General features: G+C 40.3%; 7 protein-coding genes, 35 tRNA genes and 1 rRNA gene. 4 read left to right on the top strand and 39 right to left on the bottom strand.

The window, feature by feature from the left end; translation table 11 throughout:
• Positions 1-79 precede the first annotated feature (79 nt).
• Positions 80-1291: a diaminopropionate ammonia-lyase gene (locus tag ACB089_RS05255; RefSeq protein WP_374965552.1), complete on the bottom strand. Its 1212-nt coding sequence runs from the start codon at positions 1289-1291 to the stop codon at positions 80-82.
• A gap of 139 nt (positions 1292-1430) precedes the next feature.
• Between ACB089_RS05255 and ACB089_RS05250 the strand changes: the two genes are divergently transcribed.
• Positions 1431-2069, top strand: coding sequence for an NAD(P)H-binding protein (locus ACB089_RS05250; RefSeq protein WP_374965551.1), 639 nt, complete (start codon positions 1431-1433; stop codon positions 2067-2069).
• Positions 2070-2182: 113 nt separating this feature from the next.
• Here the strand turns inward: ACB089_RS05250 and ACB089_RS05245 are convergent, their stop codons facing one another.
• The 23 genes from ACB089_RS05245 to ACB089_RS05135 all read right to left on the bottom strand — a co-directional run bounded on the left by ACB089_RS05245 (position 2183) and on the right by ACB089_RS05135 (position 9329).
• Positions 2183-4975 (bottom strand): S-layer homology domain-containing protein, encoded by a 2793-nt coding sequence (locus ACB089_RS05245; protein ID WP_374965550.1) that lies wholly within the window; start codon positions 4973-4975, stop codon positions 2183-2185.
• Between the two features lie 800 nt (positions 4976-5775).
• Positions 5776-5847: transfer RNA gene (locus tag ACB089_RS05240), tRNA-Glu, on the bottom strand.
• A 2-nt stretch (positions 5848-5849) separates the two neighbouring features.
• Positions 5850-5940 (bottom strand) — tRNA-Ser (locus tag ACB089_RS05235).
• Between the two features lie 9 nt (positions 5941-5949).
• Positions 5950-6026 (bottom strand) — tRNA-Asn (locus tag ACB089_RS05230).
• A gap of 4 nt (positions 6027-6030) precedes the next feature.
• Positions 6031-6107 (bottom strand) — tRNA-Ile (locus ACB089_RS05225).
• A 1-nt stretch (position 6108) separates the two neighbouring features.
• Positions 6109-6182 (bottom strand) — tRNA-Gly (locus ACB089_RS05220).
• Between the two features lie 5 nt (positions 6183-6187).
• A tRNA-Phe gene (locus tag ACB089_RS05215) sits at positions 6188-6263 on the bottom strand.
• A 15-nt stretch (positions 6264-6278) separates the two neighbouring features.
• Positions 6279-6354, bottom strand: a tRNA-Asp gene (locus ACB089_RS05210).
• A gap of 4 nt (positions 6355-6358) precedes the next feature.
• Positions 6359-6433 (bottom strand) — tRNA-Met (locus ACB089_RS05205).
• Between the two features lie 50 nt (positions 6434-6483).
• Positions 6484-6576 (bottom strand) — tRNA-Ser (locus tag ACB089_RS05200).
• Between the two features lie 13 nt (positions 6577-6589).
• Positions 6590-6666, bottom strand: a tRNA-Ile gene (locus ACB089_RS05195).
• 7 nt (positions 6667-6673) lie between these two features.
• Positions 6674-6747 (bottom strand) — tRNA-Met (locus ACB089_RS05190).
• Between the two features lie 25 nt (positions 6748-6772).
• Positions 6773-6848, bottom strand: a tRNA-Ala gene (locus ACB089_RS05185).
• 6 nt (positions 6849-6854) lie between these two features.
• Positions 6855-6931, bottom strand: a tRNA-Pro gene (locus tag ACB089_RS05180).
• 13 nt (positions 6932-6944) lie between these two features.
• A tRNA-Arg gene (locus tag ACB089_RS05175) sits at positions 6945-7021 on the bottom strand.
• Positions 7022-7034: 13 nt separating this feature from the next.
• A tRNA-Leu gene (locus tag ACB089_RS05170) sits at positions 7035-7123 on the bottom strand.
• A 5-nt stretch (positions 7124-7128) separates the two neighbouring features.
• Positions 7129-7203: transfer RNA gene (locus ACB089_RS05165), tRNA-Gly, on the bottom strand.
• A gap of 48 nt (positions 7204-7251) precedes the next feature.
• Positions 7252-7336, bottom strand: a tRNA-Leu gene (locus ACB089_RS05160).
• A 20-nt stretch (positions 7337-7356) separates the two neighbouring features.
• Positions 7357-7432, bottom strand: a tRNA-Lys gene (locus tag ACB089_RS05155).
• 6 nt (positions 7433-7438) lie between these two features.
• Positions 7439-7514: transfer RNA gene (locus ACB089_RS05150), tRNA-Thr, on the bottom strand.
• Between the two features lie 3 nt (positions 7515-7517).
• Positions 7518-7593, bottom strand: a tRNA-Val gene (locus tag ACB089_RS05145).
• A 10-nt stretch (positions 7594-7603) separates the two neighbouring features.
• Positions 7604-7719, bottom strand: a 5S ribosomal RNA gene (rrf, locus tag ACB089_RS05140).
• 530 nt (positions 7720-8249) lie between these two features.
• Positions 8250-9329: a cysteine desulfurase family protein gene (locus ACB089_RS05135; protein ID WP_374965549.1), complete on the bottom strand. Its 1080-nt coding sequence runs from the start codon at positions 9327-9329 to the stop codon at positions 8250-8252.
• A 91-nt stretch (positions 9330-9420) separates the two neighbouring features.
• Between ACB089_RS05135 and nadB the strand changes: the two genes are divergently transcribed.
• From nadB to nadA, 3 genes are read left to right on the top strand one after another with little or no spacing between them, the layout of a single operon-like run.
• Positions 9421-11007 carry an L-aspartate oxidase gene (nadB, locus tag ACB089_RS05130; RefSeq protein ID WP_374965548.1) on the top strand — a complete coding sequence of 529 codons (1587 nt, stop codon included), beginning with the start codon at positions 9421-9423 and terminating at the stop codon, positions 11005-11007.
• On the top strand, positions 10964-11824 hold the full coding sequence (gene nadC / locus ACB089_RS05125; protein ID WP_374965547.1) for a carboxylating nicotinate-nucleotide diphosphorylase: 861 nt from the start codon (positions 10964-10966) through the stop codon (positions 11822-11824). The genes nadB and nadC overlap by 44 nt, the downstream gene beginning before the upstream one ends.
• The gene (gene nadA / locus ACB089_RS05120) at positions 11811-12914 is read left to right on the top strand and encodes a quinolinate synthase NadA (RefSeq protein WP_374965546.1); all 1104 of its coding nucleotides are present in this window, start codon (positions 11811-11813) and stop codon (positions 12912-12914) included. Before nadC ends, nadA begins: the two co-directional genes overlap by 14 nt.
• Before the next feature lie 195 nt (positions 12915-13109).
• Here the strand turns inward: nadA and ACB089_RS05115 are convergent.
• The 15 genes from ACB089_RS05115 to ACB089_RS05045 form a co-directional block, all read right to left on the bottom strand.
• A tRNA-Glu gene (locus ACB089_RS05115) sits at positions 13110-13181 on the bottom strand.
• A gap of 2 nt (positions 13182-13183) precedes the next feature.
• Positions 13184-13274, bottom strand: a tRNA-Ser gene (locus ACB089_RS05110).
• Between the two features lie 9 nt (positions 13275-13283).
• A tRNA-Asn gene (locus ACB089_RS05105) sits at positions 13284-13360 on the bottom strand.
• 4 nt (positions 13361-13364) lie between these two features.
• Positions 13365-13441, bottom strand: a tRNA-Ile gene (locus tag ACB089_RS05100).
• A 1-nt stretch (position 13442) separates the two neighbouring features.
• Positions 13443-13516, bottom strand: a tRNA-Gly gene (locus tag ACB089_RS05095).
• Between the two features lie 5 nt (positions 13517-13521).
• A tRNA-Phe gene (locus tag ACB089_RS05090) sits at positions 13522-13597 on the bottom strand.
• A gap of 15 nt (positions 13598-13612) precedes the next feature.
• Positions 13613-13688: transfer RNA gene (locus tag ACB089_RS05085), tRNA-Asp, on the bottom strand.
• Between the two features lie 4 nt (positions 13689-13692).
• Positions 13693-13767: transfer RNA gene (locus ACB089_RS05080), tRNA-Met, on the bottom strand.
• Between the two features lie 45 nt (positions 13768-13812).
• Positions 13813-13887: transfer RNA gene (locus tag ACB089_RS05075), tRNA-Met, on the bottom strand.
• A 52-nt stretch (positions 13888-13939) separates the two neighbouring features.
• Positions 13940-14032, bottom strand: a tRNA-Ser gene (locus ACB089_RS05070).
• 13 nt (positions 14033-14045) lie between these two features.
• A tRNA-Ile gene (locus ACB089_RS05065) sits at positions 14046-14122 on the bottom strand.
• 7 nt (positions 14123-14129) lie between these two features.
• Positions 14130-14203, bottom strand: a tRNA-Met gene (locus ACB089_RS05060).
• A 25-nt stretch (positions 14204-14228) separates the two neighbouring features.
• Positions 14229-14304, bottom strand: a tRNA-Ala gene (locus ACB089_RS05055).
• Positions 14305-14310: 6 nt separating this feature from the next.
• Positions 14311-14387 (bottom strand) — tRNA-Pro (locus ACB089_RS05050).
• Between the two features lie 13 nt (positions 14388-14400).
• Positions 14401-14477: transfer RNA gene (locus ACB089_RS05045), tRNA-Arg, on the bottom strand.

Raw genomic sequence — 14477 nt, 5'->3', positions numbered from 1 at the left:
TTGCCTCAATATAATTGCGTCCAGATTCATCTTTAGCTGACGCTTCGCTTTCGCTACAAAAAACATTCACTGAAAGAAGTTAAATTGTTGCATACTTTCCATGCCACACAATATTTCTGTAGTTTTCTACATCTGTGTCACCTTCAGTATTGATAAATAATACCCGAGAATTTTCATCTAATTGTAATGTATCTTTCAGTTCTGTAAATTGCCTGTTCGTCATCAATTCATAAAAACATCCAACTGGGGCAGCTCCCGATTCTCCAGCAATAATTCGTTGATCTGTTGCTAATGGATGACCTAGAATACGCATACCAGTTGCAGCAACTTCTTCATCACAGCAGATACTCACCTTCGTATAAGTCTTTAAAAGTTCCCAAGCTAGTGGATTCGGCTCACCACAAGCAAGCCCTGCCATAATTGTTTGCATCTCTCCGCCAACTGTTACAAACTGCTCAGTACCTGCTTTAAAGCTCTCATAATAGCAATTCGCTACATAAGGCTCAACTAAGACAAATGTTATCTCTTGCTCATAATATTGTTGTAAGAAAGCTACAACTGCTCCGGCAAATGAACCAACCCCAGCCTGTAAAAATACATGAGTAGGTGCCTCATCCAACTGCTCAACAATTTCTTTTACTAGCGTCGTATAGCCTTGCATAATCCATAATGGAATTTCTTCATAGCCTTCCCACATCGTGTCCTGCACAATAATCCATCCATTTTCTTTTGCGAGCTGTGAAGTATAACGAACAGTATCATCATAATTCATTGCCGTTATTTCAGCATAAGCCCCTTCGTTTTCAATATTTTGCAGGCGTTCCTCTGCACTTCCAGCAGGCATATAAATCCGCGCTTGAAAGCCAAGCTCTCTAGCAGCCCAAGCCACTCCACGCCCATGATTGCCATCTGTCGTTGAAATAAATATTAAGTCGCCTAATTGCTCTTTTACTTCCTCTGATTTCAGCTGCTCAAACGACAACTCATCAATATCTCTACCTAACTTATCGGCAACGTACCGCCCAATTGCATAAACACCACCTAATACTTTAAATGCATTTAAGTCAAAGCGAAAAGATTCATCTTTCACTATAACGTTTTCTACTCCAACTAATGAAGCAAATGCTTTTAAGCGACGTAAAGGCGTAATATTAAATTTTTCATATGTATGATGAAATTTTGTAACACGATGTACTTGGTCCAGTGTGAAATGAGATAAAAAAGATCCTGCTTGTTCTATATTCTTCTGTAATTGATATTGTTCATTATTAACCCACATTAATTTACACATCCATATCCCCCCTAGTATTGTCCCTATTTCCATTTTAACTATTTAAAGCATAAAATTCAAAATACTTAAAATAAAGGAATTCGAAACCTATTAAATTTTTATACGTATAGCTACTATAATATTTTGTTGGAGGTATATAATGGATAGCCCTTATAAGATAGCTATAATTGGAGGAACAGGGAAAGTAGGAAGACATATAGCAACCCATGCAATACAGAAAGGATACCATGTTCGGATGCTTGTTAGAAACCCGGAAAGGTTACTGTATACAAATGAGAAAATTGAAATAGTGAAAGGGCAAGTACAAGATATAGATAGTATCCGAGAGCTTCTTAAAGATTGTAAAATCGTCATTAATACATTTGGTCAACCAACTAAAGGAGAACAAATATATAGTAAAGTAACGAAAACTATTTTTGCTGTGATGAATGAATTAAACATTAATCGATATATAGGTGTTTCTGGTGGCTCTCTAACAACTAATAATGATAAAAAAAGTATATTAAATCGCTTTGGGGCAAAGATGTTTGAAGTTTTCCTTCCAAAAATGATGCAGGATAAAAAATCAGAATGGAAATTTCTTTTAAATAGTAAACAGATCGAATGGACACTAATTAGATTGCCATTTGTAAAAGATAGCTTGAAATCATATCAAATTAAGGAAAACCTTACTGATATGCCTGGTACAAAAATTACGAATCAAGATATAGCTACCTTTATCATTGATCATATAAATAACCCCCAGTACATACACAAAGCACCGTTTATCTCCCATTAGTATAAAATCACATAAGAAAATAGCATGCCGATAATACATCTAGCATGCTATTTTTTATATTGAGGATTTTACAAACATTACGTCTTAGGAAATTCTCGTTAAATCCCTGTTATTCATTTTTGTACTGTAATTGTTTGTGAAGTGAAATCTAACTTATTCCCATTAGAATCCATAATAGCATTACGAGGTGAAGCTTGAATCGTAACAGTTCTACCATTTTCAAATAAATAGCCACCCTGTGGTATTGTAACTAACACTTTGTCATTTCCTTGTGAATAGGAACTATAGGTACTTGCTGCTACCGAAGAACCATTCACATTAACATCAAAGTCCATACTATTAACGTTTATGACTGGCTCACTGAAAACAAGCTCTAATGTTTGTGAATTGCTCACATTCACACTCACAATCTTTGGTGCAATATTTTCTTTAAGATTAACTGTTGTTCGCACCTCATCGAATGTTTCCATAGAGTTAGCTGCTCTTAAGCCTCTAATCGTTAAATTACGTATGCCATTAAAATAATTTGAATCTTTTTTCAATGTGAGCTTAACACGATTTAAATTGGATGCCTCTACCACTGCACTTTCTACCTGAGCATTATCAATAGTATAATTTTGAACGTTTTGAGCAAGTGCTGCATCAACAGGATAATTGAAATTTAAATAAACAACATTATTATCTTTTATAGAATAATCTGTTGCCGATGTTTGAATTGGATTGTTCGGCAATAATGTAAGTTTATTTCCATTAACATTTAAATCACCATTACGTGTAAATTTTACATTTTGCACCTCATTGATTGGCACACCGTATGAATTTGTAACATTAAATAAAGTTAGTTTGCCATCGTAAGAAGCGCCCTTTATATCATAAGGGCCTAGCAGACCTGCTACTTTAACACGTAACTTCGTAGGTTGATCTTTTACGATATGCATATCACCTTGAGGTCCTCTTGATAACTCATACAAAATGTGGTTATTCATGTAGCTTCCAGTAAATGATGCTTTTGCGTAAGCTCCTAACTGTACTGGCTTATCGAAAGTTAATTGTAAATATTCTACATTATCCTCGTAAACAATTTCAGAACTCATTAATACAGGCGCTTTATCATCTTTTATAAAGTTATACACTGTTGAGAATGTTGCCGTTTCACCTGATAAGTCGGTAATCACACGGCTAGATGCTGTCCCAATCGTTGTAATTCCTTGAAGTGAACTTTTTGGATCAACGGTAACATTAAATAAACGACCATTTTTAGGGTCTTTCTCTACTTTGTTCACAGAAATAAAAGTTTGACCACTTTTAATTGAAAGATCGTATGGATAAAGTTGTTGAATCTCCTCTGAGAACAATAGCTGGAACGTATTTGGTCCAGTTTGTGTAACTGAAGATAATGTTGGTGCAATACCATCCTTATTTCCCTTTTTCACTGTTACAGTAGAAGGGTTCGGTGAAATTATGTTTCCTGATAAATCTGTTGCCGCTACGAATGTAATCTGCATATCTGTACCAGGTGATAAATAACTACCATTTACAGTTGCTGCTGATAAGTCAAAGGTTGCTTCCGTTTTGTTTTGCTCAATGCTGCCTACTACATTCGCTACCTTTGTACCATTTGGTAATGTAAATTGAATGCGTTCATTAGGAAATGCTGCCATTGGCTCAGAAAACTGCACTTTAACGATGGAAGAATTGTTTCCTTGCGTTGTCCCTATAATAGTAGGCGCTTGTGTATCCCCAGCAATGACGAAATTCGCATCTACTTTAGTAAGCATTGTGCCCTTTTCAGATTTAATGTTATTTAACACATAACGATGTGTACCTTTTAGTGGCTCATTCATTGTAAAGATGATTGATTTTTTATCAGCACTGATTTCTGTTTTCACAACTGTTAGTGCTTTTAAAGTATCCACATTAGAGAAAGCTACAATATTATCTTGTAATTTCCCATCTGCTTTTAACACAGAGTTTGGATCAATTGCTTGGTTGAAAACTACTTTAATCTGTGAAGCATTGATTCCCTCAACTGATTGTACTTTTAGCTCATTGACTTCATATGTAACAACAGCGGAATATGGTTTGTTATTAATTTTGAAATCCACTTTAGTTTCCACATTTTCAATAAGCGGCGTTGCTAATGTAACCTTGTGACTTGACCCATCTGTTAATGTTACCTGTAGTGTAGTTGCATCGACAACTTTAACTGTTTGGATAAGTAATGGCACTTCAGGTTTTTTGATCATTTCATTGATATTCATCATTGAACGATGTAAAAATGACGCAAATTGACCACGTGTTAATGTATTTTTCGGATTAAATGCTTTTACATTTGTAATCTTTGCATATTCTAATGCGATGATGGATTCACGATTTTCTGGTAAAGCAACTTTTAAATCTGTAATAGAAGATTTATAGTTTTCTTTTTTATACATCGCAATTAAATCGATATCGTAAACTGTTTCAATCGCACGTACTAAGATAGAAGCCATTTGTTCACGTGAGATTTTTTCGGAAGGTAATAACTTGTTGTTAGTACCTTTGTAAATACCAGTATCATTTATAAGCGCTGCATATTGTAGTAATTCTTTATCTTTTGTAGATGTAGGCAAGTCCGTAAAACGTACTTTTTTATTGTAATCTGCTGGCACTTGGAAGTTTTCAGATACAAGCCATTTCCCTAAAAATTTCGTTACATTTCCTTTAGTAAGGACCGCATTTGGCTTAAATGAGCCGTCCGGATATCCACCTATAATTTTTGCATCTGCTAATGCTAAAATGGCCTCTTTGTGGTCACTTTTTGCAATATCTGTAAAGCTCGCTGCACTTGCAGTAGGTACAATAGCTGCGGCAACCAATGCAGCAGATGCTGTACTTACAATCCATTTACTTTGCTTTTTTTTCACTTTTATAACCCCCTACGAATTCTATTCATCTCCATTATAAAAGAAAGATAGATATATTCCAAAGATTATACCAATATTATCGTCATTTACCATGGATTATTTGTGTAATAAAAGATGAAATTAGCAAAGTTAAGTTACATTTAGTTTGTTTGTCCATTTTTTGTATGAAATTGCACAATTTTTATTGACTTATATTGATAGTTACGAGGATGATCAGAAATGTTTTTTAGTAGTCTTATTAGGATAAAGCAAAAGGTTATATAGCAACATTTATTGAACGAATGATATGTAGGAATGTTTATCCATGATTGCTTAACGAAGACTTGAGCGTGCTATTCACCTCCCCTACATGAACAACTACCCAAAGGTGCTATCTAAACCACAACAACGGATCGTTTAAAGAATTTAGCTATTTTCAAGTGTTAGAGGAATGCCAATGGGGATAGATTACTACGTGAATTCTGCCTATAGAAAAAATTTTTGATAAGATATCGGAGGAAGTAATTGAACGGAGCCGTACACTAATTTAATAACTGGCCTAGAAAGTGGCTGGGAAAACAGCAAATGAGGCGTTTATGGAACAACAAAGTATCATAAAGAACAAATGCGCTAAAGCGCTGGAGAGCCCGAAACAAAAGTAAACGCTACATCACTTTTGCCCGATGGATCAAAGCGACCTACAGGATTAGCGCTTTAGCCTAGACGACTATGCTCTAGGTTATCTACAGGAAAAAAATCTATAGTTTCCCTTAACAATGAAAAAGCAGTAGATGTAAGTTACATCTACTGCTTTTCTAGTATGACCCGTACGGGATTCGAACCCGTGTTACCGCCGTGAAAGGGCGGTGTCTTAACCACTTGACCAACGGGCCAATGGCGGAGAAGGAGGGATTTGAACCCTCGCGCCGGTTACCCGACCTACACCCTTAGCAGGGGCGCCTCTTCAGCCTCTTGAGTACTTCCCCACAAAAAAATGGCTCCGAAGGCAGGACTCGAACCTGCGACAACCTGATTAACAGTCAGGTGCTACTACCAACTGAGCTACTTCGGAAAAATGGTGGGCCTAAATGGACTCGAACCATCGACCTCACGCTTATCAGGCGTGCGCTCTAACCAGCTGAGCTATAGGCCCTTGGAGCGGGTGATGAGAATCGAACTCACGACATCAGCTTGGAAGGCTGAGGTTTTACCATTAAACTACACCCGCAAATATGGTGGGTCAGGACGGAATCGAACCGCCGACACTTAGAGCTTCAATCTAATGCTCTACCAACTGAGCTACTGACCCATATTTTTTAAAAAATGGCGGTCCCGACCGGGATCGAACCGGCGATCTCCTGCGTGACAGGCAGGCATGTTAACCGCTACACCACGGGACCATTTTGGTTGCGGGGGCCGGATTTGAACCAACGACCTTCGGGTTATGAGCCCGACGAGCTACCACTGCTCCACCCCGCGTTAATAATATTCTTTTCGAGTTTTTCAAGCGCCATTTATAGAAATAAAACTGGAGGAGGTAGAGGGATTCGAACCCCCGCGCGGTGTTACCCGCCTGTCGGTTTTCAAGACCGATCCCTTCAGCCAGACTTGGGTATACCTCCGTAATTATATAAATGGTGGACCTTGCAGGACTCGAACCTGCGACCGGACGGTTATGAGCCGTCTGCTCTAACCAACTGAGCTAAAGGTCCTTTTAGATGGCGGCAGAGGGGATCGAACCCCCGACCTTACGGGTATGAACCGTACGCTCTAGCCAGCTGAGCTACGCCGCCAGGATCTTTATACTGGTTATCTTTATGGTGGAGCCTAGCGGGATCGAACCGCTGACCTCCTGCGTGCAAGGCAGGCGCTCTCCCAGCTGAGCTAAGGCCCCATAAAATGGTCGGAATGACAGGATTCGAACCTACGACCCCTTGGTCCCAAACCAAGTGCTCTACCAAGCTGAGCTACATTCCGATAAGTATTAATATGGCGCGCCCGGCAGGAGTCGAACCCACAACCTTCTGATCCGTAGTCAGACGCTCTATCCAATTGAGCTACGGGCGCTAATTATAAAAAATGGTGCCGAGGGCCGGAATCGAACCGGCACGGTAGTCACCTACCGCAGGATTTTAAGTCCTGTGCGTCTGCCAGTTCCGCCACCCCGGCACATTTGGAGCGGAAGACGAGGTTCGAACTCGCGACCCCCACCTTGGCAAGGTGGTGTTCTACCACTGAACTACTTCCGCATGTGCATAAGATTTTATTTATCCTGGCAATTATGAAATTCTTAAAAATGGTGCGGGTGAAGGGAGTCGAACCCCCACGCCTTGCGGCGCTAGATCCTAAGTCTAGTGCGTCTGCCAATTCCGCCACACCCGCATATTTTGTTGGCAATTAAATGGTGAGCCATGAAGGACTCGAACCTTCGACCCTCTGATTAAAAGTCAGATGCTCTACCAACTGAGCTAATGGCTCAAACTATGGTGCCGGCGATAGGAGTCGAACCCACGACCTACTGATTACAAGTCAGTTGCTCTACCAACTGAGCTACACCGGCAAATGGTGGAGGATGACGGGCTCGAACCGCCGACCCCCTGCTTGTAAGGCAGGTGCTCTCCCAGCTGAGCTAATCCTCCTGGGTATTATGCCTAGCGACGTCCTACTCTCACAGGGGGAAGCCCCCAACTACCATCGGCGCTAAAGAGCTTAACTTCCGTGTTCGGTATGGGAACGGGTGTGACCTCTTTGCCATCATCACTAGACTATTAACAGTTTTCAATATACGTTGTATTTTGAAAGTCTTATGTATTTCGTTTTGAAGTTTATTACCTGTCCTTCAAGACAAGAATTATTGTATAACGTTTTCTCACATTGTGCAACACTTTTTAATAAAAAAAAGAAATTATTACTTTTTGAAGATATTTTCGTTTTGAAAGAGAAATAATTACTCTATTATTTATTATAGCAATTGTTCAATTAAAAGAAAACAATTAATTTATCAGATAGATTGATTAGCTATTTTTATTCCTTTTATTTAATAAAAGGATGCTGATTTTCGCAATAAGCTAACTCCTTTCTACGGGCAAACATCAACCTTGTTATTTTTCCCTTAGGAATCTTTGCTCTTCGCCAGAAGTACTTGAGTAACCTTTCGCTCCAATCAGCTACAAAAATGAATACAAAAAATCTTTTTATAAATCATTAACATGCCTGTTAATTTATAATTTCTATATTATTTTATTATAGATTTTCATTTTTAATCCTATCCTTTACTTTTTTATTCTGATCAACACTAAATTACGGAAAGTACCATTTGTAATCGATCAATTTCTTCAAATGTTGTTGCTGGACCAAAAGATATTCTAAAAAATTGACGTGCCGCTTCCATAGAATAGCCCATTGATAAAATCGCCTTCGTACCAGATTCACTATGAATATCACAGGCACTCCCTGTGGAAATGCATATTCCCGCTTCATTTAATTTTAACAGAACGTATTGCCCCTCTACCCTTTTCATCAATACACCACAAATATTAGGCAATTGCTCCTTACACTCAATTATTTGACACGTCTCCGGTAAATTTTTCTGAAAGTATTGACGTAATGCTTCATAATGCTGACGTTCATATTGATAATTTTCAATGGCCGTAGCAAAAGCAACAATGGCCGGTGTATCCAAGGTACCTCCCCTTAACCCGCGCTCATGTGTCAAACCCGGTGCTAATGCAGGAACACGGAGCTTTGGATTAATATAAACAGCCCCACAGCCTTTTGGCCCACCTATTTTATGAGCTGAAACAGTCATAGCATCCACTTTTTGTTTTAACGGAAGTTTACAGAAGGACTGTACACAATCGACATGAAAGAGAACATTTGATTGTTTTGCAATCTCTGCAATATTTTCTATAGGTTGAATAGAGCCTATCTCTGAATTTACATGTTGGATCGTGATTAAAACCGTATCTTCTTGTATTGCTTCTCGTAATTGCTCCACATGAATACAACCATCTTGCTGTAAAGGTAACTTCGTGACCACAAAACCCATTTTTTCAAGAGTATTTAACGCAGCATGTACGGATGTGTGTTCAGCTTGTGATGAAATAATGTGTTTTCCTTTATTTGACGCTAAAGCTAATGACAAAATTGAAATTAAATTGCCCTCCGTTCCGCTTCCAGTAAAGATAACGCCATCACTGTTTACTCCAAGAGCTCTTGCTACAACAGCTCTTGCCTGTTCAACAAAATAATGAGCTTGCCCTCCTAAATCATGTAAGCTTGCACTATTCCCATAATACTGTTTTGCTATCTCACAATAAGCTTTAAGAGCTTTGTGAGTCATTGGAGATGTTGCAGCATAATCCAAATAAATCATCTTATTCTTCCTTTCCAGTTCATCAGGTCTTGTGTTCTTTTTTATTTTATGTAAAGATAAGTGTCAAGACAACTGTAAGGAAGGTATAGGTATGGATGTAATGACAGATGTACTTGTTATTGGTAGCGGGATCGCTGCACTCCAAGCTTCTAGGTTTCTTGGACAACATTTTCAAGTACAGATTATTACAAAGTCATCTGTTAAAATGAGCAGTTCTTATCGCGCTCAAGGCGGGATTGCTGCCGTTACAAGTCAAGAAGATCACCCAAACTTTCACATTACCGATACATTGACCGCTGGTGAATATCATCATGAAAGAAGAAATGTTGAAATACTTATTGAAAACGGTACAGAAATTATGCGTGATTTTTTAGAAGGAGGTCTCGAAATTGATCGACAAGCCGATGGGTCGCCGGCTCTAGGCTTAGAGGGCGCACATAGTCATCACCGTATTTTACATGCAGGTGGTGATTGCACGGGCCAAGTAATGATCGATTATTTGTTCGAGCAACTAACATCGAATATCGTTGTAAATTGCAACGAAATGGCTTACAAGCTTTTATTGAATACAGATGGAGATTGTATCGGCGTTCTAACTAAAGGAGCAAAAGGAATGAAGCGTTACCTAGCCCACCACGTCATTCTCGCAACAGGAGGTGCCGGCGCGCTTTATTCTTGTACGTCCAATTTTGCAACGAATACTGGAGATGGTATCGCTTTAGCATATCGTGCAGGAGCTACCATCAGTGATATGGAATTTATGCAATTTCACCCTAGCTTACTTTGGTGTGAAGGTGAGGCCAAAGGATTAGTCTCGGAGGCTGTGCGTGGCGCCGGAGGAATATTTGTCGATGAACACCGTCATCCCATAATGAAAGGCATACATGAACAGCTGGACCTGGCACCACGTCATATTACTGCGCATGCGTTATTTAATAAACGTGCTGCTGGACAGAAAACATTTATTGATATTTCAAGTATTGTACACTTTGAAGAAAAGTTCCCTACAATTGCTCAGCTTTGCTCTGACAATAACGTCAATTTACAAGAGGGCTTAATACCTGTAGCACCAGGTAGTCATTTCTTAATGGGTGGTGTTATTGCTGATGATATGGGAAGAACATCTATTCCTAATCTATATGCAATTGGTGAGGTTGCTTGTACAGGGGTGCATGGTGCCAATCGTTTAGCAAGTAACTCTCTATTAGAAGGAATTACATTCGGACAAAGAATGGCCCAATACATTATCCAGACGGGGTGCAAGCAAAATAATTTCTTCATTGCTGACAAAACTTACAAACAAACAATGCCCTCATTATTTACAAAAAATCAATTACAACAAACAATGATGCACACATTAGGCATTGTGCGAAATCCTATTGATATACAACAACTCGTACAACAATTACCGTCAATGCAAACACTTCTTCATGTTGACTTAGATGGCTTGAATCTACCAGAACTTGAACTTTACATGATGCATACTGTCGCTACATTAATGGCACACGCAGCCATTACACGAACAGAAACTCGTGGAGCTCATATTCGCACTGATAAATTACAAAATGATAAACAGTGGGTAAACCGCTGGATTATTTTTCAACAAGGACAGATGAAAGTGAGGAATTCATTGTATGAATATCATCAAGCTCGAGGAAATGCTCAAGCAATTCTTTAATGAAGATATAGGAGATGGGGATTTATCGGGTGAATTTATATTTTCTGCCGAACAGCAGGGATCTTTTACATTTTATGCGAAAGAAAGCGGCATTTTTTGTGGAGCCCTCATCATTGAGCATGGATTTCTTCTACTAGACCGATCAATGGATATTATACTTTATAAAAAAGATGGTGATGAAGTAAATGCCGGTGATGTTCTCGCTGTTATTCAAGGTCCTCTTCAAAAATTATTAATTGGTGAACGGGTAATATTGAATCTAATCCAGCGTATGTCTGCTATCGCTACAGCTACGAATTTAGCGGTACGTGAAACAGTAGGTACGAATGCGAAAATATGCGATACTCGCAAAACCATGCCTGGCCTGCGTATGTTAGATAAATATGCTGTTAGAATCGGTGGCGCCTACAACCATCGTAATGGCTTATACGATGCGATAATGCTAAAGGATAATCATATTGCGTTTGCAGGTAGTATTACTAAGGCAGTGCAGGCTGCCCGTGAGAAAATCGGTCACACTGTGAAAATCGAAGTGGAAATCGAAACAAAAGCACAGCTAGTTGAAGCAATTGTAGCTGGTGCAGACATTATTATGTTTGATAATCGCAGCCCTGAAGAAATACATGAATGGCTTCCTGCCGTTCCCCCACATATCGTTACAGAAGCTTCAGGAGGCATAACGCTTCAAAACTTAAACACCTATGCTAAAACAGGCATTCAATGGATTTCTCTTGGAGCGTTAACACATTCAGTAATAGCCTTTGATATTAGTGCACTTGTACAAACGAAAGGAGCTAATTCCCTTGTCCATCACTAGTTTATTACAACAAACGTCACTACTACCAGATCATTATCGTGCATTATCTAAAAATGAAATGGAATGCCGCATTATCGCTATAAAAAAGAAATTAGGAAGGAAACTCTTCATCCCTGGGCATCATTATCAGAAAGATGAAGTAATTCAATTTGCAGATGTAACAGGGGATTCTTTACAGCTTGCTCAATTATCAGCTTCTAATAAAGAAGCTAAATATATAGTATTTTGTGGAGTACATTTTATGGCGGAAACAGCTGATATGCTTACAACTGAACAGCAGCATGTTTACTTACCTGATATGCGAGCAGGCTGTTCAATGGCCGATATGGCAGACATTTATCAAACAGAACAAGCATGGTCGATTTTACAACAGCTTTTCGGGGATACCATTATCCCGCTAACATATGTCAATTCTACTGCTGCCATTAAAGCATTTACGGGAAGGCATGGAGGGGCCTGTGTTACATCGTCCAATGCAAAAGAAATGGTTAAATGGGCATTTACACAAAAACAACGTATTTTCTTTTTACCAGATCAACATTTAGGTAGAAATACTGCGTATGATTTAGGAATACCACTAGAGAATATGGCAGTCTGGGATCCTCAAACAAATTTGCTAGAGACAGATCAGTTCCCAGAAAACATCCAAGTAATCTTATGGAAGGGACACTGCTCTGTACACGAAGGTTTTACAGTTCAGCATACGGAGCTTGTGCGTAAAGCGTATCCAAATATGCGCATCATTGTTCATCCTGAATGTAGCCGCGAGGTTGTTGCCGCTGCAGATGATGCAGGTTCTACAAAATACATTATTGATACAATTAATGGAGCACCAAGTGGTTCAGCATGGGCAATCGGTACAGAAATGAATCTTGTTAATCGGATTATTAAGCAGCACCCTGATAAGCATATTATCTCTTTAAATGAAAATTTCTGTCCTTGTCTTACGATGAATCGAATTGACCTCCCCCATCTACTTTGGTCCTTAGAAAGTATAGAAAAGGGGCAACCACATAATCGTATTCGAGTAGATGCTCACACTGCAGAGGAAGCACGTAACTCACTTGAAAGAATGCTGTTAAGAGCTTAAATGGTAAAACGTCTACTCATTTCTGGTAGACGTTTGTTTATTATAGCTCTAGGTGAACATGGTGTGATGTTTACTATCAATTATGCCGAGACATAATTACGTCTGAAAGCTTTAGAGGAAATTATTGAAATCTCAAAAACTATTCTTATACAAAAAAATGCAGTAGATGTAAATTACATCTACTGCATTTTAGTATGACCCGTACGGGATTCGAACCCGTGTTACCGCCGTGAAAGGGCGGTGTCTTAACCACTTGACCAACGGGCCAATGGCGGAGAAGGAGGGATTTGAACCCTCGCGCCGGTTACCCGACCTACACCCTTAGCAGGGGCGCCTCTTCAGCCTCTTGAGTACTTCCCCACAAAAAAATGGCTCCGAAGGCAGGACTCGAACCTGCGACAACCTGATTAACAGTCAGGTGCTACTACCAACTGAGCTACTTCGGAATAATGGTGGGCCTAAATGGACTCGAACCATCGACCTCACGCTTATCAGGCGTGCGCTCTAACCAGCTGAGCTATAGGCCCTTGGAGCGGGTGATGAGAATCGAACTCACGACATCAGCTTGGAAGGCTGAGGTTTTACCATTAAACTACACCCGCAAATATGGTGGGTCAGGACGGAATCGAACCGCCGACACTTAGAGCTTCAATCTAATGCTCTACCAACTGAGCTACTGACCCATATTTTTTTAAAAATGGCGGTCCCGACCGGGATCGAACCGGCGATCTCCTGCGTGACAGGCAGGCATGTTAACCGCTACACCACGGGACCATTTTGGTTGCGGGGGCCGGATTTGAACCAACGACCTTCGGGTTATGAGCCCGACGAGCTACCACTGCTCCACCCCGCGTTAATAATATTCTTTTCGAGTTTTTCAAGCACCATTTGTAGGAATTGGTTGCGGGGGCCGGATTTGAACCAACGACCTTCGGGTTATGAGCCCGACGAGCTACCACTGCTCCACCCCGCGTTAATAATATGTTCTTTTCGAGTTTTTCAAGCGCCATTTATAGAAATAAAACTGGAGGAGGTAGAGGGATTCGAACCCCCGCGCGGTGTTACCCGCCTGTCGGTTTTCAAGACCGATCCCTTCAGCCAGACTTGGGTATACCTCCGTAATTATATAAATGGTGGACCTTGCAGGACTCGAACCTGCGACCGGACGGTTATGAGCCGTCTGCTCTAACCAACTGAGCTAAAGGTCCTTTAAGATGGCGGCAGAGGGGATCGAACCCCCGACCTTACGGGTATGAACCGTACGCTCTAGCCAGCTGAGCTACGCCGCCAGGATCTTTATACTGGTTATCTTTATGGTGGAGCCTAGCGGGATCGAACCGCTGACCTCCTGCGTGCAAGGCAGGCGCTCTCCCAGCTGAGCTAAGGCCCCATAAAATGGTCGGAATGACAGGATTCGAACCTACGACCCCTTGGTCCCAAACCAAGTGCTCTACCAAGCTGAGCTACATTCCGATAAATATTAATTTGGCGCGCCCGGCAGGAGTCGAACCCACAACCTTCTGATCCGTAGTCAGACGCTCTATCCAATTGAGCTACGGGCGC

Source organism: Lysinibacillus sp. RS10, from assembly GCF_041956855.1.
In the GTDB taxonomy this organism is placed as follows: domain Bacteria; phylum Bacillota; class Bacilli; order Bacillales_A; family Planococcaceae; genus Lysinibacillus; species Lysinibacillus xylanilyticus_A.
This window is presented reverse-complemented; position numbering and strand designations above follow the sequence as displayed.

Excerpts from the sequence above, each read along its gene's own strand:
- nadB (WP_374965548.1), top strand. The coding sequence starts at position 9,421 with ATGGATGTAATGACAGATGTACTTGTTATTGGTAGCGGGATCGCTGCA.
- ACB089_RS05135 (WP_374965549.1), bottom strand. The coding sequence starts at position 9,329 with ATGATTTATTTGGATTATGCTGCAACATCTCCAATGACTCACAAAGCT.
- nadC (WP_374965547.1), top strand. The coding sequence starts at position 10,964 with ATGAATATCATCAAGCTCGAGGAAATGCTCAAGCAATTCTTTAATGAA.
- ACB089_RS05255 (WP_374965552.1), bottom strand. The coding sequence starts at position 1,291 with ATGTGTAAATTAATGTGGGTTAATAATGAACAATATCAATTACAGAAG.
- ACB089_RS05250 (WP_374965551.1), top strand. The coding sequence starts at position 1,431 with ATGGATAGCCCTTATAAGATAGCTATAATTGGAGGAACAGGGAAAGTA.